General features: G+C 61.6%; 16 protein-coding genes. 8 read left to right on the top strand and 8 right to left on the bottom strand.

The genetic code is table 11. From position 1 onward, the window contains the following. Positions 1 to 116 precede the first annotated feature (116 nt). The 6 genes from HBN54_RS04390 (at position 117) to trxA (ending at position 12,957) form a co-directional block, all read left to right on the top strand. Entirely contained in the window at positions 117 to 758 is a 642-nt protein-coding gene (locus HBN54_RS04390; protein ID WP_168671946.1) for an O-methyltransferase, read from the top strand. Positions 759 to 839: 81 nt separating this feature from the next. Continuing rightward, positions 840 to 3,752 (top strand): outer membrane beta-barrel protein, encoded by a 2,913-nt coding sequence (locus tag HBN54_RS04385; RefSeq protein WP_168671945.1) that lies wholly within the window; start codon positions 840 to 842, stop codon positions 3,750 to 3,752. A gap of 152 nt (positions 3,753 to 3,904) precedes the next feature. After that, entirely contained in the window at positions 3,905 to 6,280 is a 2,376-nt protein-coding gene (locus tag HBN54_RS23785; protein WP_168671944.1) for a LysM peptidoglycan-binding domain-containing protein, read from the top strand. A gap of 206 nt (positions 6,281 to 6,486) precedes the next feature. After that, positions 6,487 to 10,200 carry a DNA polymerase III subunit alpha gene (gene dnaE / locus HBN54_RS04375; RefSeq protein ID WP_168671943.1) on the top strand — a complete coding sequence of 1,238 codons (3,714 nt, stop codon included), beginning with the start codon at positions 6,487 to 6,489 and terminating at the stop codon, positions 10,198 to 10,200. Positions 10,201 to 10,258: 58 nt separating this feature from the next. Continuing rightward, on the top strand, positions 10,259 to 12,502 hold the full coding sequence (locus HBN54_RS04370; RefSeq protein WP_168671942.1) for a T9SS type A sorting domain-containing protein: 2,244 nt from the start codon (positions 10,259 to 10,261) through the stop codon (positions 12,500 to 12,502). Positions 12,503 to 12,627: 125 nt separating this feature from the next. Continuing rightward, the gene (gene trxA / locus HBN54_RS04365; protein ID WP_092677057.1) at positions 12,628 to 12,957 is read left to right on the top strand and encodes a thioredoxin; all 330 of its coding nucleotides are present in this window, start codon (positions 12,628 to 12,630) and stop codon (positions 12,955 to 12,957) included. Between the two features lie 389 nt (positions 12,958 to 13,346). Here the strand turns inward: trxA and HBN54_RS04360 are convergent, their stop codons facing one another. The 3 genes from HBN54_RS04360 to HBN54_RS04350 all read right to left on the bottom strand — a co-directional run bounded on the left by HBN54_RS04360 (position 13,347) and on the right by HBN54_RS04350 (position 14,893). Beyond that, entirely contained in the window at positions 13,347 to 13,721 is a 375-nt protein-coding gene (locus tag HBN54_RS04360; protein ID WP_168671941.1) for a hypothetical protein, read from the bottom strand. A gap of 260 nt (positions 13,722 to 13,981) precedes the next feature. Continuing rightward, on the bottom strand, positions 13,982 to 14,377 hold the full coding sequence (locus HBN54_RS04355) for a hypothetical protein (protein WP_168671940.1): 396 nt from the start codon (positions 14,375 to 14,377) through the stop codon (positions 13,982 to 13,984). A gap of 177 nt (positions 14,378 to 14,554) precedes the next feature. Continuing rightward, on the bottom strand, positions 14,555 to 14,893 hold the full coding sequence (locus HBN54_RS04350; RefSeq protein ID WP_168671939.1) for a hypothetical protein: 339 nt from the start codon (positions 14,891 to 14,893) through the stop codon (positions 14,555 to 14,557). Between the two features lie 199 nt (positions 14,894 to 15,092). Here HBN54_RS04350 and HBN54_RS04345 point away from each other — a divergent pair, with 199 nt between their 5' ends. Together HBN54_RS04345 and HBN54_RS04340 are read left to right on the top strand one after the other, a co-directional pair. Next, positions 15,093 to 15,548 carry a hypothetical protein gene (locus HBN54_RS04345; RefSeq protein WP_168671938.1) on the top strand — a complete coding sequence of 152 codons (456 nt, stop codon included), beginning with the start codon at positions 15,093 to 15,095 and terminating at the stop codon, positions 15,546 to 15,548. Between the two features lie 151 nt (positions 15,549 to 15,699). Further along, positions 15,700 to 16,995 carry an aminopeptidase P N-terminal domain-containing protein gene (locus HBN54_RS04340; protein ID WP_168671937.1) on the top strand — a complete coding sequence of 432 codons (1,296 nt, stop codon included), beginning with the start codon at positions 15,700 to 15,702 and terminating at the stop codon, positions 16,993 to 16,995. 156 nt (positions 16,996 to 17,151) lie between these two features. On the opposite strand, the gene HBN54_RS04335 is transcribed toward HBN54_RS04340, so the two are convergent. The 5 genes from HBN54_RS04335 to HBN54_RS04315 form a co-directional block, all read right to left on the bottom strand. Beyond that, positions 17,152 to 17,706 carry a DUF4252 domain-containing protein gene (locus HBN54_RS04335; RefSeq protein WP_168671936.1) on the bottom strand — a complete coding sequence of 185 codons (555 nt, stop codon included), beginning with the start codon at positions 17,704 to 17,706 and terminating at the stop codon, positions 17,152 to 17,154. Between the two features lie 181 nt (positions 17,707 to 17,887). Next, the gene (locus HBN54_RS04330; protein WP_168671935.1) at positions 17,888 to 19,483 is read right to left on the bottom strand and encodes a hypothetical protein; all 1,596 of its coding nucleotides are present in this window, start codon (positions 19,481 to 19,483) and stop codon (positions 17,888 to 17,890) included. 103 nt (positions 19,484 to 19,586) lie between these two features. Continuing rightward, a complete protein-coding gene (locus HBN54_RS04325) occupies positions 19,587 to 19,997 on the bottom strand; it encodes an EVE domain-containing protein (RefSeq protein ID WP_168671934.1) in 411 nt (136 codons plus the stop codon). A gap of 201 nt (positions 19,998 to 20,198) precedes the next feature. After that, positions 20,199 to 21,551 (bottom strand): DUF3570 domain-containing protein, encoded by a 1,353-nt coding sequence (locus tag HBN54_RS04320; protein WP_168671933.1) that lies wholly within the window; start codon positions 21,549 to 21,551, stop codon positions 20,199 to 20,201. 72 nt (positions 21,552 to 21,623) lie between these two features. After that, complete coding sequence (locus tag HBN54_RS04315; RefSeq protein ID WP_168671932.1) at positions 21,624 to 21,866, bottom strand: DUF4266 domain-containing protein; 243 nt, start codon at positions 21,864 to 21,866, stop codon at positions 21,624 to 21,626. Between the last annotated feature and the right edge of the window lie 15 nt (positions 21,867 to 21,881).

The following is a 21,881-nucleotide window of genomic DNA, read 5'->3' as shown; positions in this document are numbered from 1 at the left end:
TTTTTTTTTTGTTTTTGCGCCCGCTGGGGGGGGGTAGGGTTGCCCGTAAGTCGCAGAACGTTCTGCGACTTCTGCGCAACCTTCCGCGCCCTCTGCGGGAAATAGTATCCACCAATATGACGGACCCCACTGACCGCTACGCCGAACTCCACACCGCGCCCGAGCCGCCGCTGCTCGCCCAGCTCACCCGCGAAACGCACCTGCAGCTCCTGATGCCGCGTATGAGCAGCGGGCACGTGCAGGGCCGTATGCTCAGCCTGCTCAGCCACCTGGTGCGCCCGCGCCGCATCCTCGAAATCGGCACGTTTTGCGGGTATGCCACGCTGTGTTTAGGTGAGGGGCTGGCGGCTAACGGCCTGCTGCACACCATTGAAATTGACCCGGAAAAGGAGGCCCGCATCCGGCGCTACGTGGCAGCGGCCGGCCTCACGGAGCAGGTGCGGCTGCACATTGGCGCAGCGCTCGACGTTTTGCCGGGCCTGGTCGATGAAGTATGGGATTTGGTCTTTATTGATGCCGACAAGCGGAATAATGACGCTTATTTTGAAGCAGTGATTGACCAGGTGCGGCCCGGCGGGCTGCTCATCGTTGATAATGTGCTGTGGGGCGGCAAGGTGCTGCCCACGCACGCGTTGAAAGCCGGCGACAAGGACACGCCCCTGGTGCGGGCTTTCAACGATAAGATGGCCCGGGACCCACGGGTGGAGCCGGTATTTCTGCCCCTGCGCGACGGCCTGCTGCTGCTGCGCAGGAAGTAGCCGCCGCCCGCGTTGGCCCACCAGGCCAACTTTCAGCCGCAGAATACCGTCAGACACTTCTACCTCGTTTTAACCAAGTATATGCGGCATTTTGCGGTCTTGTTTTTCCTGCTGATTGGCTTACAGGCGGCCCGGGCCCAGGCCCCCACCACGGTGAGCGGCCGCGTGACGGACGGCAAGGACCAGTCGGCCCTCATCGGGGCCAACGTGCTGCTGATTCACTTGCCCGACTCGGCCAAAAGCGGCGCGGCGGCCGATGCCGAGGGCCGGTTTCAGTTTGATAACGTGGCCGCCGGGCGCTACGTGGTCGATGCTTCTTTCGTGGGCTACCAGAAAATCCGGCAGGCCGTGACCGTGGCCGGCGCGCCCGTGCAGCTGGGCACGCTGGCCCTGCAAGCCGGTGGCGTGCAGCTGAAGGGTGTAGTGGTGACGGGCGCCGCCGCCCAATCGGTGCAGAAGGGCGACACCACCCAGTTCAACGCCCGCGCCTTTAAAACCAACCCCGATGCCACCACCGGCGACCTCATCGACAAGCTGCCTGGCGTGAGCCGCGGCACCGACGGCAAGGTGCAGGCCCAGGGCGAAAACGTGCAGCAGGTGCTGGTTGATGGCAAGCCGTTTTTCGGCAACGACCCCGACGCAGTGCTCAAAAACCTGCCCGCCGAAATGGTGGACAAGGTGGAAGTATTCGACCAGCGCAGCGAGCAGAGCCGGTTTTCGGGCTTCGACGACGGCAATACGACCAAGACCATCAACATCGTGACCAAGGTGGAATTTCGCAACGGCACCTTTGGGCGGGTGGTGGCCGGCGCGGGCCCGGACCGCTATAAGGCCAGCGGCAACGTGAACAAGTTCAAGGGCAGCGAGCGGATGTCGGTGCTGGCGCAGAGCAACAACGTGAACGAGCAGAACTTCGGCACCGAAGACCTGCTGGGCGTGGTGGGCAACTCCAACCAGGGCGGCGGCGGGCGCGGCGGCCGGGGCGGTGGGGGAGGCGGTGGTAATGGCGGCAACGGCGGCAACGCTGGCGACTTCCTAGTGAACCAGAGCGGCGGCATCACCAAAACCAACGCCGTGGGCCTGAACTATTCGAATTCGTGGAACAAGAAAACCGACCTTGCGGCCAGCTATTTCTTTAACCGGGCTGATAATACGCTGAACAGCAACACTAACCGGCAATACGTGCTGCCGGCCGGCACCACCTATACCCAGAATGCCACCACCAGCAGCCTCAACACCAACCAGCGCTTCAACCTGCGGCTGGAGCACAAAATTGACTCGGCCAACTCCATCCTGTTTCGCCCGCGTTTCAGCTACCAGCTGAACGATGCCAACAGCACCGTGGACGGCCTCACGCGCCGCGCCGATACCACGCAAAGCAAAATCAACAGCCTCCACGGCTCCAACAACAAGGGCCTGAACACCGGCGGCGACCTGCTGCTGCGCCACCGCTTTGCCAAAGCCGGGCGCACGGCCAGCCTCAGCATCGGCGGCACCTATACGCAGCGCAACAGCAACACCACCCTGCAAACCACCGACACCGGCTCGCGCCTCAACAACCTCAACCAGGCCAGCGACCTCACCCAGCACGGCGGCAGCATCAACGCCAACCTCGCGCTCACCGAGGCGCTGACTAAGCAGGACGTGTTGCAGGGCAACTACGCCATCAACTACGCGCCTAACAGCTCCAGCAAATACACCTATGATGTACTCACTGGCGACACCCGCCAGCAGAACGACGGCCTAAGCAACGTGTTTCAGAACTATTATCTGACGCAGTCGGGCGGGCTCACCTACCGGCATATCACGCCCAAGTACCAGGCCAGTGTGGGGCTGGCCGGGCAGTATTCCGAGCTGTACAGCGATGCGCAGTTTCCGCGTCCCAGCATCGGGCGCTACTACTTCGTGAATGTGCTGCCGACGGCCAACTTCAACTACAAATTCACGCGGCAGAAAAATCTGCGCCTGTTTTACCGCACCAATACCAACGCGCCCAGCGTGAGCCAGCTGCAGGCCGTGGTGAACAACTCCAATCCCTTGCAGCTCACCATCGGCAACCCCACGCTGCGCCAGGAATTCCAGCACTCGCTCAATATCCGCTACTCGGCCTCCAACCCCGAAGTGTCGAGCAATTTCTTCGCGCTGCTGTCGGGCGCCTACACCCAGAACCCGATTTCGAACCGCACCATTGTGGCCGCCCGCGACACTATTGTGACGCCCGAAGGCTCGCCCGCCGTGCGCCTGCCCGCCGGGGGCCAGCTCATTCAGCCCACCAACCTCAGCCAGCAGTACACGGTCCGCTCGCTGGTGAGCTACGGCCGGCCCATCAAGGCCATTAAAACCAACGTGAACCTGAGCGCCAACGCCGGCTTCACCCAAACCCCCGGTCTGGTAAACGGCGGCCTGAACTACGCCCGCGTGCCCACCTTTGGGGCCGGCCTCACGCTGAGCTCCAACATCAGCGCCAACCTCGATTTCACGGCCTCCACCACGTCAAACCAGAATTACGTCATCAACACGCTGCAAACGCGGCTCAATACCAACTACTTCTCGCAGGTGACGCGCTTCCGGCTGAACTGGATTGTGGGCCCCGGCATCAACATTGCCACCGATGTGCTGCACCAGGCTTACTCGGGCCTCTCGGCGGGCTACAACCAGCAGTACATCCTCTGGAATGCCAGCCTGGGCAAGAAGGTATTCCCCGGTCAGCGCGGCGAAATCCGGCTGTACGCTTTCGACCTGTTGGGCCAGAACCGCTCCATCCAGCGCAACGTGACCGATGCCTATTACGAGGACGTGCAAACCACCATTCTCCAGCGCTATTTCATGCTGATGTTTACCTACAACATCCGCAGCGGCAACGTGATAGCCCCCACGCCGAGCGAAGGCGGCGGGCGCGGCGAAGGACGTGGGTTTGGCCGTCCGGACGGTGGCGGCGACCGGCCCGGTGGGGGCGGGGGCCCACCGCCCGGCGGTGGCGGCGGCCCGCAGTAAGGGCCGGATTTTCCGGAGCGAAAGCAATAAAATGCGCTCAGCATGACGTTTCTCTGCCCCATGACCGGCCCGCTGTTTGCGCAAAAATCAGGTTCTTTGTAGCTTCCGGGTCGAACGCTGCTGCGGTAGCTGCTGCCGGCCCGGGGTTGTTTATGCGAAATTCGATTCTGCTGCTGGGGATTTTACTGACGTTGACGGGCTCGCTGGCCGCTCAGCCGCTGGCCCCCCGCCCGCACCCCGACGTGCCCGCCGCCATGGACGTGGCCGGCATTCACCTCGTTCTCAGCGAAGAAGCCCAGCGCCTGGTTCAGCAAAAAGCCGACGGCCTGTGCCGCCACCAGCCCTCCTTCCAGGCGCGGGTTGATTTGGCCGATGCCTCGTTTCCCATCATCGACCGGGTGCTGAAGGAGGAAGGCGTGCCGCTTGATTTCCGCTACCTGGCCCTCCAGGAAAGCGCCCTGCTGGGCAATGCGCGCAGCAACCACGAGGCCGTGGGCTACTGGCAGCTGAAGCAGGAAACGGCCACTGGCTTGGGCCTGAGCGTGAACGATGCCGTAGATGAGCGCCAGCACCTCACCACCAGCACCCGCGCCGCCGCCCGCTACCTCACCCGCAGCAACGCCAGCCTGCACAACTGGATGAACGCCCTGTTGAGCTACTACACCGGCCTGGGCGGCGTGAAACCCTACACCCTACCTACCGATGCGGACGCCACCGAAATGGCCATCACCGAGGCCACGTCGCCCTACGTGCTGATGTTTCTGGCCCAAAAAATCGCCTTTGAGCCATCCTGCGGACTCAACCCCCGGCCAAAGCTGCTGCTCCAGGAGTTTCCCGCCGTGGCCGGCCAAACGCTTTATGCCCAGGCCCTCACGCTGCACGTCGACTCGGGCGCGCTGGTCACCCACAACCATTGGCTGCTGGCCGCCACCGTGCCCGCCGATAAACCCTACACGCTCATCGTGCCGGTGGGCGATGTGACCCAGGCCGCCGGCATTGTGGCCAACCAGCGCCTGCAAAGCCGGGGCCAGCTTCTAAATGCCCCCACCGTGGCCGCCAATACCGCCGAGGTGCGCCTCAACAAGCTGCGCGCCCTCATCGCCCTGCCCGGCGAAACCATGGCCGACCTGGCCCGCCGGGGCCACCAGCGCCTGGGCGAGTTTTTGAAGCACAACGAGCTATCGGCCTTCGACCAGGTGGTAACCGGCCGGCCGTATTTCCTGGAAAAAAAGCGCGACGTGGCCGCCGTGCCATACCACGTCCTCTCGCCCGGCGAGCGGATTTTTGATGTGGCCCAGAAATACGGCATCCGCCAAAAGGCTATTTACAGCAAAAACCGCATGGCCCGTGTCGAGGAGCTGCGGCCCGGCCGCGTGCTGTGGCTCCAGCACACCCGCCCCCGCGAAACCGCCATCGAATACCGCACCCAGCCCGAAGGCGTGGCCCTGGAGCGGCCCAGCGCAGCCACCACGGCCGCCGAAACGGAGACGGATATATTGGTCGACCAGGCCAACGAAGCCCTGGCCGCCCGCCGCACGGAGTCTCCTGGCGATGGCAAAGTGAAGGTCAAAATCAAAGTGAAAAATGAGTCCGGCAAAACCAAGCGCGTCACCACCGAAAGCACCGACGGCTGGGGCGAGGCGCTGGAAACGGCTACCACCGCTGCGGCGACGCCGCCAGCGGTAGCGCCTGCTCCCGCGCCGGTAGTAGCTGCGCCGGTCCCGGCGCGCCCGGCTCCGGCAGCGATTCCCGCGCAGCCGTCGTTTGCTAAGAGAACCTATCTGCCGCCGCCCGCTGCCGCCCCGGCCCCCGCACCCCTGGCCGACGAGCCGCGCCAGCCCGACTCAACCGTAGCAGCCCCCGTGGCCAGCCGCCCGGCGGCGGTCCGGCCTGCGCCTGTAGCTGCACCGGCCGCGCCCGTTTATTCACCAAAGCCAGCTCCGGCTGTAGTTGCCGCGCCAGTTGCCGTTGCGCCCCGGCCCGAAGCTGCCTCGTTGCCCGCCGCTGTCGCGCCCGCGCCAAAGCCCGCCGCTGTTGTATCCGTGCGTGCCATTCCCAGCGACGCAACGCACCGCGTGGAAGCCCGCGAAACGGTGTATTCCGTGGGCCGCCTGTATAATATTGCTCCCGCTACCTTGATTGCCATCAATCAGCTGGCTCCACCTTATGGCCTGGTTACGGGCCAAGTGCTGACGCTGAAAAATGCTGAGCCGCAGCCAGCGCCGGTGGCTAAAGCGGCACCTGTAAAAGCGCCTGCGCCGATGCCGGCCACGCACGCGGCCGGGCAAATAAACCCGGCGCTGCTGTACGTGCCGAAAAAAGCGGCTCCAGCGGCGGCGTCCCCCGCCGCGCCATCCGCGCTGGCTGCCGAAGCGGCTGTGCAGCACACCGTTGTGAAAGGCGAGACGCTGTATAGCATCGCCCGGCGCTACCAGGTAACCATTGCCGACCTGCAGGCCTGGAACAACAAGCCCGATGCCTCCGTGAAGCTGGGCGAAGTGCTGCGCGTGCAGGCTGCGACGAAATAAAAGAGCGCGAAAAGGGGAGGTGGCTTTCGGCCCGCAAGCCGAAATAAATGCAGCTATCAGGGAATCAGGCAGCAGGCTTTGGGGGTTTGGCAATGCCCGCCGGCCGGGGGTATCTTTACCAGAAGGGTTGAGTTTTGAGGGTTGAATGCTGAGTTGAAATCAGCTGAAAACTCAAAACTCAGCCCTCAACATTCAACCCTCCCCCGATGCCCGTTTTCTCGCACCTCCACAGCCACACGCAATACTCGCTGCTCGACGGCCAGGCCAGCATCAGCAAGCTGATGAAGAAGGCGCAGGCCGATGGCATGCCCGCCGTGGCCCTCACCGACCACGGCAACATGTTCGGCGCGTTCAACTTCGTGGCCGAGGCCAATAAGTACAACGTGAAGCCCATTGTGGGCTGCGAGTTTTATTTGGTGGAGGACCGCCACAAAAAGTCGTTCAGCAAAGAGAAAGGGGAGAAGGATAAGCGCCACCACCAGCTGCTGCTGGCCAAGGACCAGGCCGGCTACCACAACCTGAGCAAGCTGTGCTCGCTGAGCTTCATTGAGGGCGTGTACTCCAAGTTTCCGCGCATCGATAAGGAGCTGCTGGAACAATACCACGAGGGCCTGATTGCCACCAGCTGCTGCATCGGCGCCGAGATTCCGCAAACCATTCTTTTTAAAACCGAAGCCGAGGCTGAGGAAAAGCTGAAGTGGTGGCTCGATATGTTCGGCGAGGACTACTACATCGAAATCCAGCGCCACGGCCTGATGAATTTCGACAACACCGGCAAAAGCCAGGAAGACGTGAACCAGGTGCTGCTGCGCCTGGCCCGGAAGTACAACGTCAAGGTCATCTGTACCAACGACTCGCACTACGTGGACCAGACCGACTACGCGGCCCACGACCTGCTGCTGTGCGTGAACACCGGCGAGGAGCAGAGCAACCCGATTGGCGATATTCACACCAACTACTACACCCTGATGACCGGCCAGGGCGAAGTGAAATACGACCTGCTCGAGAACCTGCGCTGCGACAACTCCCGCGACGAGCGCGCCCAGCGCCAGCTGCGCCGCATCGACGAGGAGCTGCAGAAACCCAAGCCGCACACCCGCTTCGGCTTTGCCAACGACCAGTTCTTCTTCAAGAACCAGGCGCAGATGAACGAGCTGTTCATTGACGTGCCCGAGAGCGTGGACAATACCAATGAGATTGTCGACAAAATCACGCCCCCGAAGCTGGCCCGCGACATTCTGCTGCCCAACTTCCCCATTCCCGCGCCCTTTGCCAACGCCGACGAATTCCTGCGTGAGCTGACCTACGTGGGTGCCTTCGGCCCCAGCGCCGGCAACGGCACCGTGACGATGACCAAGCCGCCGCGCTATTCCGACCGCACCCCCGAAGTGGAGGAACGGCTTGACTATGAGCTGCGCATCATCCAGACGATGGGCTTCGCGGGCTACTTCCTCATCACCCAGGACTTCATCAACCACGGCCGCAACATTGGCGTGGCCGTGGGGCCGGGCCGGGGCTCGGCGGCCGGCTCGGCGGTGGCCTACTGCGTGGGCATCACCAACATCGACCCCATCAAGTATTCGCTGCTGTTCGAGCGTTTCCTGAACCCCGAGCGCGTGTCGATGCCCGATATCGACATCGACTTTGACGACGTGAACCGCCAGAAAGTCATCGACTACGTGGTGGAAAAATACGGTAAGACGCAGGTGGCCCAGATTATCACCTTCGGCACCATGGCCGCCAAGTCGGCCATCAAGGACGTGGCGCGGGCCATGGAGCTGCCCCTGCCCCAGACCAACGACCTCACCAAAATGGTGCCCGACAAGCCCGGTACCACCCTGGCCGGCGCGTTCGCTGAAAACCTGGAGCTGGACATGATTCGGCGCGACGAGTCGCCCGACAACCTCAAGGGCCAGATTCTGCGCCTGGCCACGCAGCTGGAAGGCTCGGTGCGCAACACCGGCATTCACGCCGCCGGCGTGATTATCGCGCCCGACGACATCACGAAGTACATTCCCGTTTCGACCTCCAAGGACTCTGACCTGCTCATCACGCAGTTCGACGGCAAGGTGATTGAGAGCGCCGGGATGCTGAAAATGGACTTTCTGGGCCTCAAAACCCTGACGGTGATTGTGGATGCCATGCGCCTGATTGAGCGCAACCACGGCGTGAAAATCGACATCGACGAAATTCCGCTCGATGATGAGAAGACCTACGCCCTGTACCAGCGCGGCGATACCATTGGCACGTTCCAGTTCGAGAGTGAGGGCATGCGCCAGTACCTCAAGGACTTGAAGCCGACCAATATCGAGGATTTGATTGCCATGAACGCCTTGTACCGGCCCGGCCCGATGCAGTTCATCCCGAACTTCATCAACCGCAAGCACGGCCGCGAGGAAGTGGTGTACCCGCACGAGCTGCTGAAACCCATCCTGGAATACAGCCAGGGCATCATGGTGTATCAGGAACAGATTATGCAGACGGCCCAGATTCTGGCCGGCTACTCCCTCGGCGGGGCCGACTTGCTGCGCCGCGCCATGGGCAAAAAGGACATGAAAAAGATGGCCCTGGAGCGCGAGAAATTCATCGAAGGCTCCAAAAACTTGCACGGCATCCTGGCCAAAAAAGCCAACGAAGTGTTCGACGTAATGGAGAAATTCGCGGAGTACGGCTTCAACCGCTCGCACTCGGCGGCTTACTCGGTGGTAGCGTACCAGACGGGTTATCTGAAGGCCAACTACCCGGCCGAGTACATGGCTGCCGTGCTCACCAACAACATGGGCGACATCAAGAAGGTGACCTTTTTTATTGAGGAAGCCCGCAAGCAGGGCGTGCCCGTGCTGGGCCCCGATGTGAACGAAAGCCTGCTGAAATTCAACGTAAACCAGGAAGGCGCCATTCGCTTCGGCATGGGCGCGGTGAAGGGCGCGGGCGAACTCGCGGTGGAAAGCATGGTGCAGGAGCGCGAAAGCAGCGGCAGCTACTCCGATGTGTTCGACTTTGCCAAGCGCGTGAACCTGCGCACCGTGAACAAGAAAACCTTCGAAAGCCTGGCCCAGGCCGGCGCGTTCGACGGCTTCGACAAGCACCGCCGCCTCTACCTGGATGCCCCGGCCGGCGACCAGAACCTCATCGAAAAGGCCATGAAAGTGGGCCAGCAGCACGCTGCGGCCAAGGAATCGGCGCAGCACAGCCTGTTTGGCGCGGGCGCTTTTGGAGCCGTGGCCGCGCCCATGCCCAAAATCCATGAGATGGAGCCCTGGAGCAAAACCGAGCAGCTGCGCCGCGAAAAGGAAGTGGTGGGCTTCTACCTGAGCGGCCATCCGCTCGATGCCTTCAAGCTGGAGCTGGATGCCTATTGCACCTGCGGGTTGGAAAAGGTCGATGAAATCAAGAACAAGGAAATTGCCGTGGCAGGTCTGATTAACAACGTGTTATTCAAGACCACGAAAACCGGTCAGCCCTTCTGCACCTTCACCCTGGAGGACTACGAAACGAGCATCAACCCTGCCCTGTTTCGCGACGACTACACCAAGTTTGCCCCGCTCATCAACCCGCGCAACTACCCCAACGAGCAGGTGCCACCCATGTACGTCAAGCTCAAGCAGGAGCTGCGCCGCCACACCCAGGACCAGTGGGACCTGCGCATCCTGACCATGGAACCCCTCGCCGACGTGGCCGAAAAGCGCAGTAAAGGCGTGCGCGTGCGCCTCGACCTGCGCACCGTGACCGCCCCCATGCTCGACCGCCTGGAAGAAGCCATCGAGCACGCGCCCGGCTCCAAGCGGCTGGAAATTCAGTTTGTGGAGCCGCATGAGCACCTGGCGGTGGATATGTTCTCGCGCAGATTTCAGATTGAGCCCAAAACCTTCATCGAAAAAATGAGAGAGCTGGATATGGAGGTCTGCACGCTGATTTGAGCAGTTGCATGATTGCGAAATAGTAACTTGCCGCCTGATTTTTACCCAATCAGCTAAGATGCGACACCACTTACTGAAACAGTTGAGCCTGCTGGCACTGCTGTTGCTGGGAGGCCCACTGGCGGCCCGGGCCCAGGCTACCGGTCCGTGCCCGGCCACTGGCATCAGCACCGACCCCAGCCAGCCCACCAACCCGCTCCGGCCCGACCGCCGCAACACGTTCTTCAACTGGTTTGCGCCGGGCGGCACCGGGCCCTATGCCAACCGCTACTACCAAGCCTATAGCCTCGACCCCCGTACCGGTCAGGGCGTGGCCTACGACCAGTTTAGTCCCTACCAGCAGTCGGACAACGCCATGATAACGGCCCTGCTGGGGGCCGGCGACCTACCCGCCAATGGCTGGGAGCTGCTGGCCTACGACCTGGGCTATACCGAGCGGGGGCAACCCCGGCTCGGCGGCGCAGGCCTCCTCTACTTGGTGCTTTACCATCGGTTTACAGGGATTATGCGGGTTTTTGCTGCCGAGGCTAACCCGGTGCGGGACTTTTCCTACCATTCTATTAGCCTGCGCTTTGCCAGCGGCCAGGGGTTGGCCATGAAATCGGGTTTGCTAAACCGGGTGGCGGCTCCGGCTACCGACTTGCTCGATGCTCCGGCTGGCGTGGCGGCCGTGCTCACGGGCGTTGGGCAGCATTTGAACCAATCAGGCAAGTGGGTTTTTGCTGATTTCCCGCTCGACTATGACCCGTGCACCTGTTTATTTCGGTCGGAGCTGGAGGTGGAAGTAGTCGGCATCGACCCCCGGGTGCCCGGTAATCCCACGGCCGTGTACAACCTGCCCAGCGTGAACGTTGCGGGGCCTATAAGCGGCCTGGTATTGTCGCCTTACGGGGCTGGTAACGTGCAGAGCTCTACGCTGCGCGGCCTGCCCATGCTCGGCTACGTGGGCCAGGTACCGGGCGCATTTCTGACAACGGGCTATACCAGCAGCGCGGTGGCCAGCCAGCAGCGCAACGTGCGCGACTGGCTGCAGGCCCGCACCCACGACGAGGCCCTGGCTGTGACCCTCGACTCGGCCGCCCGATACTGGTTTAACGCTCGCGATGCCGATGCCAGCACCGGCAGCCGCCGCTTTCTGAGTGCGGGCTTCCTGCAAAACAGCCGCACCGAGCGCCTCACCAACGGGCTCGATTTTCTGACCTTGGGTGGGCTGAGTGCCAACCTGCCAGCACCGGGGGCGGTATCGGTCCAGCAGCCCAGCGCCTTTGCCCAAACGGGAAGCCGCCTGCGCGGGTATTCCACGCCCAACGTATCGTTGGGCACCATTCGCCTGGCTACCCCGGGGGCTGCGGCGGGGGCCGATTCGAGCCGCTACCCCTACTACAACGAAGCGCTGGGCGTGCTGAGCCTGTTGCGTCGCCCCGTGGTGGAACGTAGCATCGAGCCCGTTCGCGACGCGGCCGGGCAGCCGCGCCTGCGCTACCGCTTCCGCCTGCCCGCCGACCTGGAATACGCGCTGAATCCGGCCGCCGGCCTGGAAGTGACTGATTTCCGGGCGGCCCTGGTGGTGGGGGGCAATACGTATCCCGGCACGCCCGCGCCCGGCAACTTTGGCACCTACGAAGCCCCAGTGCCCCTCACCGATGACCCGGCCGGTCCCGTGCAGCATTTGGTGCGCACCGACTATGTGAGCGCCACCTGCCTGACCGGCCGCGTGTTTACCCTTGATGGGCCCGCGAACTGCGCGGCCGGTTTCCTCCCCGACAGCGCCGTGAGCGTGAAAATATGGGTGCAGCTGCGCCGGCCCGGTGTGCCGGCCGCTCAGCCGGTGCTGCTGGTGGCCCGCTATCCAGCCACCCTGGTTGAGGTGCCGGACCTGGGGCCGGGGCCGGTGGCGGCACCTTGCACGGGGCTGCTCGCGCCTAAGCCCAACCATGCTGTGGCAAGCCTGTGCCTCAGCCCAGCCTATGCCGAGGCCATGCGCCTGAGCCGGTCGTCGGCCGCACCGGTGGCTTCGGCTCCCGCTGCTGTTGCATTGGCAATGAGCGTGTTTCCCAATCCGGCTGCCGGGCCGGTATCGGTACGGCTTGCGCTGCCCGAAGCCCGGTGCATCCGCCTGCGCCTCTACGATGGCCTGGGCCGGCTGGTGGCCGTGCCGCTGGCTCCCACACCGTATCCGTCCGGTTCCACTACTTTTGTGCTGAGCAGCCTGCCGCGCCTCGCGGCAGGGATTTATTTCCTGGTGCTGGACGCCGATAACCAACGGTTGGCAACTACGCAGCTGGTGATGGTAACAGAATAAACCAGGCTTGGCCCAACCTACTGAACTTTCCCCCGGCCCCGCTGTTTTACCATCCAATCTGCTACCTTGCGACCCCGTTGGCCGTATACGCCAGACTATTCTAATTAACCTCAACCCAAATTGAAATGGGACACAAAGCAATTGAGATAACCGACGCCAACTTTGACGAAATCATCAGCGGCGATAAGCCCGTACTGGTCGATTTCTGGGCCGAGTGGTGTGGCCCCTGCCGCATGGTAGGCCCCGTAGTGGAAGAGCTGGCCGGCGAATACGAAGGCAAAGTCATTGTCGGCAAAGTTGACGTTGATGCCAATCCCCAGACTTCCATGAAGTTCGGTATCCGTAGCATCCCGACGCTGCTGGTATTTAAAAACGGTCAAATCGTTGATAAGCAAGTAGGCGCCGTGCCCAAGCACGTACTCGCCCAAAAACTGGAAGCCCAGGTAACGGCTTAATCGCCGCCGCTTGACGCTGAAGAAGCCCTTTGCCGCACTGGCAAAGGGCTTTTTTGTGGCCGGCTGTTACAGCCGGACCTAACTAGCTGCTGGCACGCCGGTAACTCTTGAGCCAGAAGTTTCAATAAGTTTCTGGTTGCTCGTTTCTGGTCCTAAAATGCAGCTTACAAGCGTTCAACGAGCAACCAAGCTAGTTAACCCAAGTTGCGAAGTATCTCAACAGCTGCGTAGCGGCGACAGGTTTGTAGCAGGACGGTGGACAAAAGAGGGAAAGCCGCGTAGCGGCGACAGAAAAACGGGGCGATTCTGTCACCGCTACGCGGCTTTTTCCGGTTTATCCCTCTTGTTCTACAAACCTGTCGCCGCGCTGCGGCTATTCCGCAACCAAGCTAGTTAAGCGCGCGGGTGCAGCGCCGTTTGCGGGCCTGCGAGGCGTGCAGGGCCTGTCGCTTCAGCTGCTGCTGATGCTGGTGCAGCTGCCAGTCCAGCTTGCCCGGGGAGGTAACTTTTCGAGTGGCTTCCAGGCCCAGCAGTACCAGTACGGCGCGGTTGAGCTTGGTAGCCGTTTTGCGGGTGGTGCGGGCATTATTACGGGTAACGAGGGCAGCTTTTTTGGCGGCTATGGCGCGTTCCCGCGCGGTCTTGCGCTGGATTTCGGTGGGGCTGTCGGCAGGCGACGAAGCCGGGCGAGCTACCGCAGGAGCATTCCCCGACAGCAACAACAGCCCACCGGCTGCCAATAGCGAGTAGCAATACGTTTTCATGGGATATAGCAAAGGGTGACACAAACAGTGGGGCAGTATTGCCAACACGCCGCCCGGGCCCCCAGAGTAGCCCGGCACAACTGGCTCATTTAATTATATACCAAAATATATATTATTAAATAAAATAGCAAATTATTTATAGCAAACCTGTGAGGCATGGCTGGAGCCTCGCAAGACAACCACCGAAAACCAGTAGACAGAAAAATGCCCTTTGCCATGGCGGCAAAGGGCATTTTGAGCAACCCAGGTGAGTACGAATACTACTCGTGGGCGCGGTGGCGATGGGCGCGGGCGGCCATGCGGGCCCGGGCCTTCAGCTGTTTCTGGTGGGTGTGGAGCTGGCGGCGCAGGCGGGCCGGCGAGGTTACGGCCTTGCTCTCTTCCAGGCCCAGAAGGACGAGCATGGCCCGTTGCAGCTTACTCGTGGCCTTGCGGGATTTGATGGCCAGGCGCTGCATTTTGGAAGCTTGCTTAGCCGCTTTAGCGGCAACAACTTTTTCACGGGCGGCAGTCTGTTTCTCGCGGGCGGCGGCTTTGCGCTGCACATCGGCGGGCGTATCGCTCAGGCTGTGGCGGGTAGGGGCCGCGGTGGCAGAAGCCGGCCCGAGTAGAAACAAAGCGCTGATGGTTAGGACAGAGTAAAGAATGTGCTTCATATATAAGGCGGCAGGAAGTGGGAGTGTACACCGGCATATGCTAGCCGGCAGTGTAATTGATTGCACTAAAGTAGTATTAGATTTAAAATATCAATCATAATTAATAAAAAATCCCTGCATCTGACAAAAGATGCAGGGATTTTCGCGATGAAAAAGGAGGTCGTATTACCGACGCGCTTAGCGCTTGGCGCGGGGCCGCTCCTGGCCGTCGTGCTTCTGGCGGTAGATGGCGCGGCTGGCCTTGGCTTCATCCTTGCGGATGTCCTGGCGCTCGTCGCGGGTTACCACGCCGTCGGCGCGGGCGGCGCGCTTGTCCTGCCGGATATCAGCTTCGCGGCTTTTGAGGCGGGCCGCTTCGGTGCGGGTCAGTTCGCCGGTGGCCACGCCCTGGCGGATTCGGGCGCTTTCGTTGCGCTGGCGGGCATTGATGCCGGGCGTAACGACCTGCGCTGCGGAAGTGTAGGAAACGGCCAGAAAACCAACGGCGGCGAGGAGCGAAAACAAGGAATTTTTCATGGGAATAAGTAACAGTGATAGGAGAAAAGATGCGGGTTGGAGGCCCGGCGGCCGGGAAGGTTTAACGCGTGCCACAAGCGAGAAAACGAGGTTGGCAGGAGGCGTAAAAAAATAGCTACATTGCTATCCAACCACGCGGCCCGAAACCGCGTAGGAGGCGCATTCCCACATTATTCAGCTTACTCTCACGCCCAATATCATGAAACGCATTCTCGGATTCCTCGTTTCTCTCAGCTTGCTTGGTGGTTCGGTGGCCCAGGCCCAAACTGCCACGCCGGCCGGCACCCAGATGAGCACCAGCTCGTCGAAAATGACGACGACCAAAACCATGCAGGCCCCCGCCACCAGGACCACGGTAAAATCATCGACGATGAGCAACCCGGCGGGCATGACCAAGTCGAGCACCACGACCAGGGGCGCGACTGCAACCAGCAAATCGAGCACGATGACCACGCCCTCGGGCATGACCAAGTCGTCGACTTCGACCAGCAGCACCAAAATGAAGGCCGATGGCACGCCCGATATGCGCTACTCGGAGAACAAATCGACCAAAACCACCAAGATGCACACCGGCCCGATGAAGGCCGACGGTACGCCCGATATGCGCTACCAAGCCAACAAAACGACGGTGAAAAAGACCTCAACCAAAATGTAAGGTCCAGCAGTTTGCTGCTCAAAAAGCCCTTGCTTCCCGTAAGCAAGGGCTTTTTTGGTTTCTTGCTCCAGCTAAAGCCCGCTTGTGGCTGCCGCCCATGCCGGCTGCCGGCTACCTAACTTGCGGCCCCATTCCAACTCAACTCCCGCCCATGCGCTACGCTCCCCTTGCCCCCGAGCTTTTTATTGAAAACCGCCGCCGCTTCCGCGAGCTGCTGCCGCCGGCCTCGCTGGCTATTTTCCAGAGCAACGACGTGATGCCGACCAACGCCGACGGCACCATGGCATTTCGCCAGAGCAACGACCTGTTCTACCTCTCCGGCGTAGACCAGGAGGAAAGCATCCTCGTTATTTTTCCCGATGCGCGGCTGCCCCAGCACCGTGAAATCCTCTTTTTGAAGGAAACCTCCGAGCACATTCTCATCTGGGAAGGCTACAAGCTGACCAAGGACGAGGCCCGTCAGAACTCCGGCATCCCCACCATTATGTGGCTGGAGAGCTTCAAATCGGTGCTGCCCGCGATTATGAACGAGGCCGAAAACGTGTACCTGGCCTCCAACGAGCACATTCGGGCCGTGGTGGAGGTGGAAACGCGCGATGCCCGCTTTATCAAAATGCTGCAAAGCCAGTACCCGCTGCACACCTACCGCCGGGCGGCGCGCCTGCTGCACCAGCTGCGCGCCATCAAGAGCGCCGAGGAAATCCGGGTGATGCGCCAGGCTTGCGACATCACGGGTAAGGCATTCCGGCGCTTGCTGGGCTTTGTGAAGCCGGGCGTGTGGGAGTTTGAGATTGAGGCCGAAATCGTGCACGAGTTCATGCGCAACCGCAGCCGGGGGCCGGCCTACGGCAGCATTGTGGCCAGCGGCAAAAATGCCACCGTGCTGCACTACACCACCAACGACAACCAGTGCCAGGACGGCGAGGTGATTCTGCTCGATTTCGGGGCTGAATACGCTAACTACGCCGCCGACCTTTCGCGCTCAATCCCAGTCAACGGCAAGTTCAGCCCGCGCCAGCGCCAGGTGTACGATGCCGTACTGGCCGTGATGGATTTCGCCAAGACGCGCCTCGTGCCCGGCACCGAAATCGAAGAATACCACCGCCAGGTGGGCGAAGCCATGGAGCAGCAGCTCATCAAGCTCGACTTGCTGAACGCCGCCGATGTGAAGAACCAGGACCCCGCCGCGCCGCTCTACAAGAAGTACTTCATGCACGGCACCAGCCACTACCTCGGTCTCGACGTGCACGACGTGGGCTACAAGTACCGCACCTTCGAGGCGGGCATGGTGTATACCTGCGAGCCCGGCATCTACATTCCCGAGGAAGGCCTGGGTATCCGCCTGGAAAATGATATCCTGCTCACGGCCAATGGCAATGAAGATTTGATGGCCAATATTCCAATTCAGGCCGATGAGATTGAGGCCTTGATGGCGCAGGGCCGATAGGTCTTAGGCGCATAACAGGCATAGAAAAGAACGTCATGCCGAGCGCAGCCGAGGCATCTCGCGTGGGGTAGTAACTCAATCGATTGGTTTACTACTGCACGCGAGATGCCTCGGCTGCGCTCGGCATGACGTTCTTGGATTAAAACTCAGCCCAACTTACTTACTGGTCGCCTGCACAATCTGCGGCAGGTACTTGCTCAGGGCTGCTACCTGGGCGCTGGTGAAATTGCCCTGCACCGAAACCAGCACGAACGAATCGGCCACGTCGGGCAGGGTGCCGAGGGCGGCAAACTCCGAAATGCTATTGCCCGAGCCGCGCGTAGACACGGCATAGTTGCTGCCGCCGAAGCCGGCGGTCGTAAGTGCGTCGTACTTATTGTTTTGTAAAATGCCAGCTGCTTCGCTGCGCAGGCCCTGGCTGGCCAGCTCTTTGGCCGACGTAGTGGTGGGCGCAAAGCTGATAACCTTGGCCGAGCGAATGCCGGTGATGGCGTTGGTGAGGTCGGAGCCGCCGAGGAGCTTGGCGGCTTTCACCAGGGCCAGGCGCTGGAGCAGGTCGGCCGACCACTCGGTGGTTTTGAAGCCTTCGCGGCCATCGTATTTCGAGAAAAACGAAGAAACGGTGCGCGAAGGACTGCCGGGGCCACCGGCGCGGCAGCCCGCCAGCAGCAAAAACAGAATAAGAACGGGGAAGCGGAGTTTGGTAATCATGCGGCAAAGGTAGGGGAGGTAGTTTGGGCTACAAGTGCAGGCGCTTGTCATTCTGAGCGGAGCGAAGGACCTTATCACGTTGGCAGCAGTTTGAAATCACTGCAAACTGTTCTTATGTGATAAGGTCCTTCGCTCCGCTCAGGATGACAAGCGCTACGCTCAGGATGACAGACGATTTTTCTTAAAACACCACCGAATTCAGGAAGAAAACGTCCCGGTCTTTGCCACGCTCCACGCGCACATGCTGGTAGCCCGTAGCCACGAAGCGGCTGCCGAACCAGGGCAGTAGGTCGGCTTGGTAGGTGTCGGTGGCGTGTTCGATGCCGTTATCGTTGGGGCCAGCCCCGATTTGGATGGGCACCTGCTGGTCGTTGGGCGACGACTCGGCCCCCTTCACCAGCTTGTAGCGCAGCTTTTCCTCGTCGAGGTAGGCCAGCACCAGGCGGCCATCGGGCAGGGTTTGCAGGCGCACAGCTTCTTCGCGCTCGGAGCGCCGCAGGTTTTCTACCACAAAAGTATTGTCCCAGATAAGGTTGCCGGCGCGGTCGAAGCCGCATACCAGGGCGTGCGTGGTTTCGTAGCCATCAAAAATCCGGGAGCTGCCGTAGGGCGAGCCGTACTGGTTGCCAATGCCGCTGTTGAGCGGGCCGGTGTAGCTGCCGTAGCTGTTGTAGCGGTAGTGCGGGTAGTACACTTCGGCCACCAGCACGTAGCCGCCGTCGGGCTGGGGCCGCAGCTCGTGCAGCAGCAGCCGGTAGTGCCAGCGCAGGGGCGGCACCGCGCGGGCAATGCGCCGCTCGGTGCGCAGCCGCAGCCGGGCCTGGCGGCTGGGCTTGAGGTAGTCGAAGAAATGCTTGAGGTGCAGGAAGTCGTAGAACCGCAGCGGGGGCTTGATGCCGGTGCTGGCCCCCAGGCGCAGGTCGGTGGCAAACAGGCCCTGCGCGTAGGTGGGGTCGCGGAGCGAGTAGGTGCCCATGAGCAGGCGGGCCGTGGTGTCCTGCGGCGGTGTGAGCTGGGCCGTGATAAGGCTGCGCTCGCTCTCGGCCTGCACAAATTCGGAGCTCACGAGCTGGCCCTTGTCGGTGAGCTGCTTGAGGAGCAGGCGGCTTTTGCGGCCGTTGGTCTGGCTCAGCACGTACTCGGCGCGGCGGGTGGCAGCATCGGCCACGAAGGTGAGCTGGGTGGGCAGCGGCTCGTACACCGAGGGCAGGTACTGCATCTGGCCGGTGGCCACATCCAGCAGCAGGGCCGTAACGTGCAGCTGGTCGTTTAGCAGCACGGTGGCAAACAGGCGGCCATCGAGGGCCTTCAGCTCCACCACTTCGCGGCTGAGCTTGGTATCGAAGGTTTGGGTACGGGTCTGGCTCACCGGGCCATTGAAGGCGGCCACCAGCAGCCGGCCGGCGGTGCTGTGCGACGTGAACAACGCGTACACCGTGGTGCCCTCGGCGCACATACGAACAAAATCAAACTCCTCGTCCACTTCCAGCGGCAGCTCCTGCCGCAGGTGCAGGTCGCGGTCGTACTGCTGAAACGAGAACTTGGTTTTGTTCGACAGCGGCCGGTCGCGGCCCACCAGCACCACCACGGTGCTGTCGGTGGCCAGGGGCTGCACGTGCACCTCGCTTTCGTGGCGCTCCAGCAGGAGCTCGGTGCGGGCCGGCTGGTGGGGCGCGTCGGCGGGGGGCGGTAGCGGGGGCTTGTGCTGGGCGCGCACCGGTGCCAGGTCGGCCAGCGTGGCCAACGAAATCAACAGCAAAAGGTAGCGAAGTTTCATGCCCGTACGCCGTAAAAAGCAACCGTGAATACTTGTTTCTAACGCACAGCTACTGCTTTAAAGTTACAACCGAATTCTGCGTTTTATCTGGCCGCTCAACCGGCTATTCGGCCCCCAGCTCCAGGATGGCATCAAACTCCTCGGGCCGCACCGGTAGCACCGACAGCCGCGACTGCCGGATGAGGGCCAGCTCGCCCAGCCGCGCATCGGCCTTGAGCTGGGCCAGGCCCACGGGGCGCGAAATGGGCTGAACCGGTCGCAGCGGCACGGCCACCCAGGGCGAGCCGGCCTCGGCGGTAGCATCGGGGTGGGCCAGGGCGGCTACTTCGGCCAGGCCGACAATGGCCTTTTCGCTCACGCTGTGGTAGAAGAGGACGAGGTCGCCGGGCTGCATCAGGTTCAGGTTGTTGCGGGCCTGGTAGTTGCGCACGCCGGTCCAGGCAGTGCCGTCTTCCTGCACGAAGGTGGCCCAGGAGTAAGCTTCGGGTTCTGATTTAACGAGCCAGTGTTTCAAAGTAGTGGATTGGAGGGGTGGTGGATTGGCGGATGGAGCAAACGTAGCAACGGCCAGCACAGGCATGATGCCGGCCAGCCGTTGTTTTGCACACGCAAAGTAAAGAAAGCCGGGTTTTACAAAGCTACTTGTGGGTCTTTCGGGCTCACTAGGAAACGATGTCGAAATCCGCCAATCCACCAATCTCACCAATCCACCACCTCAGAGGGCGAAGCCCAAATCGAAGCTGATAATATTGGCTTTCAGGTCGGCGCGGTCGGCGGCGTTGTAAATGGACGACCCGGTTTGCTGGTAGTTGGCGTAGCGCACATCCAGCGACTTGAAGCGCATCACGCGGGGCAGGCCCTGTGCGTTTTTGCCCGGTACGTGGAAGCGCCCGATGCCGTACACCGGCGAGTAGCGCAGGCCCAGGCCCACTTTGTTGGCTGAGAGGGCCGCCAGGTCGTAGTCGGAAGTATAATACGTGTCGTTGATGGAATGCTGAGCAAACGGCGCGAAATACTTGGCCGCCGTCTGGGTATGGTAGCGGTAGAAGGGGTAGGCCACGAAAAACGGCGTGATTTTCACGGGCAGCTCCAGCTCGAAGGTGTGGGCCACAACGCCAAAGTTGTCGTTGTAAAAGCGGTAGAAGCCGCGAATCTGCACCAGGTCAGTGGCGTAGTAGTTCAGCCGCAGGCTCACCGGGTACTTAAAGCGGGCGCGGGGCAGGTTTTCGATGCGGGCCGCCGTGGGGAAACGCGGAATGAAGTTGTCGCTCAGGGTCGGAACGGTATTCTGCGCGGGGTTGTCGCGGAAATACACCCGGTGGAACGGCGTGCTCAGCAGCCCATTCTGCGACACCAGCTCGGTGCTGATGGCTGCCTGCAAGCGCTTGGTGAGCACCTGCGAGTAGGTGGCCGTGAGGTTGTAGGTCTGGCGGGTATCGGTGCCATACTGGCTTTTGCCGCGCCCATTGCCCGGCTCACGTAGCTCAATGGGCGTAATCAGCGTCACCTGGTCGAAGAATACCTGCCCGGCCAGGCTCAACTGGCGGTTACCATCCTGCGAGGTTTTGGCAAACGAGCCGGCCACGTTGAACGAGAGGTAGTCATATTCTTTCGATACGCCCGTGCCCACGCCCCAGATGGTGCCCTTGGCTTTCTGCTCGCGGCTGTAGCCGAAATCGCCGTGGATGCGCACGTCGTGCGCCGAGGGTGTGCTCAGCGCAAAGTCAATCCGGTCAGTCGAGGCCGAGGCGTAGAAATCGGCTCCCACATTCACGCTCAGGCGGCTCACGGTATCCAGTGGCACATTGATAATGATGGCCGGGGGCACATCGGTGAGCTGCTGGGTACCCCGGCCGCCCTCTACCGCGCCGTGGCTGCCGGTTTGCTGGTAGTAGCCGCCGATGATGTCGATGGTCGTTTCGTCGGCCGCGCGGCTCACCGGCACCGAGGGGCTCACGGGCGCACCGTAGCCGTCAATGCGGTTCGGGTTTTGCGTGGTACCGGTCTGGGCCAGGGCCGGGGTGGCCAGGGCACTCAGGGCCAGCAGGGGAAGTAGGAGCTTTTTCAAAGGGGCAATCGAAAGAGTAAGAACGTCATGCAGAGCGCAGCGAAGCATGACGTTCTTTCATCGGATAAACAATTAATTGCAGCCGCAGCCGCCGCCTACTTTGCCGCCATTGGCCCCGCCCGCGCCCTCGCGGTAGCTTTCGAAGTTGGTTTCGGGCGTTTCCACGGTTTTGCTGGCCAGCTTCATGTCCTCGTCGTTGAGGTACACTTTCTGGTAGGCTTTCACCGACACGCAGCTCGGCAGCGCCGCCCCGAAAGGCAACAGCAGCAGCCCCAGCGCCAGGCGGGGATGCGCAGATAAGGAGATGGTTTTCATAGTCATTGGGATACA

This window comes from Hymenobacter artigasi (genome assembly GCF_012275535.1).
GTDB lineage: Bacteria > Bacteroidota > Bacteroidia > Cytophagales > Hymenobacteraceae > Hymenobacter > Hymenobacter artigasi.
This window is presented reverse-complemented; position numbering and strand designations above follow the sequence as displayed.

Bases quoted from the DNA above. Each gene is read 5' to 3' on its own strand.
- trxA (WP_092677057.1), top strand. From the start codon at position 12,628: ATGGGACACAAAGCAATTGAGATAACCGACGCCAACTTTGACGAAATC.
- HBN54_RS04335 (WP_168671936.1), bottom strand. From the start codon at position 17,706: ATGATTACCAAACTCCGCTTCCCCGTTCTTATTCTGTTTTTGCTGCTG.
- HBN54_RS04350 (WP_168671939.1), bottom strand. From the start codon at position 14,893: ATGAAAAATTCCTTGTTTTCGCTCCTCGCCGCCGTTGGTTTTCTGGCC.
- HBN54_RS04315 (WP_168671932.1), bottom strand. From the start codon at position 21,866: ATGAAAACCATCTCCTTATCTGCGCATCCCCGCCTGGCGCTGGGGCTG.
- HBN54_RS04330 (WP_168671935.1), bottom strand. From the start codon at position 19,483: ATGAAACTTCGCTACCTTTTGCTGTTGATTTCGTTGGCCACGCTGGCC.
- HBN54_RS04360 (WP_168671941.1), bottom strand. From the start codon at position 13,721: ATGAAAACGTATTGCTACTCGCTATTGGCAGCCGGTGGGCTGTTGTTG.
- HBN54_RS04390 (WP_168671946.1), top strand. From the start codon at position 117: ATGACGGACCCCACTGACCGCTACGCCGAACTCCACACCGCGCCCGAG.
- dnaE (WP_168671943.1), top strand. From the start codon at position 6,487: ATGCCCGTTTTCTCGCACCTCCACAGCCACACGCAATACTCGCTGCTC.
- HBN54_RS04370 (WP_168671942.1), top strand. From the start codon at position 10,259: ATGCGACACCACTTACTGAAACAGTTGAGCCTGCTGGCACTGCTGTTG.
- HBN54_RS23785 (WP_168671944.1), top strand. From the start codon at position 3,905: ATGCGAAATTCGATTCTGCTGCTGGGGATTTTACTGACGTTGACGGGC.
- HBN54_RS04345 (WP_168671938.1), top strand. From the start codon at position 15,093: ATGAAACGCATTCTCGGATTCCTCGTTTCTCTCAGCTTGCTTGGTGGT.
- HBN54_RS04355 (WP_168671940.1), bottom strand. From the start codon at position 14,377: ATGAAGCACATTCTTTACTCTGTCCTAACCATCAGCGCTTTGTTTCTA.
- HBN54_RS04340 (WP_168671937.1), top strand. From the start codon at position 15,700: ATGCGCTACGCTCCCCTTGCCCCCGAGCTTTTTATTGAAAACCGCCGC.
- HBN54_RS04385 (WP_168671945.1), top strand. From the start codon at position 840: ATGCGGCATTTTGCGGTCTTGTTTTTCCTGCTGATTGGCTTACAGGCG.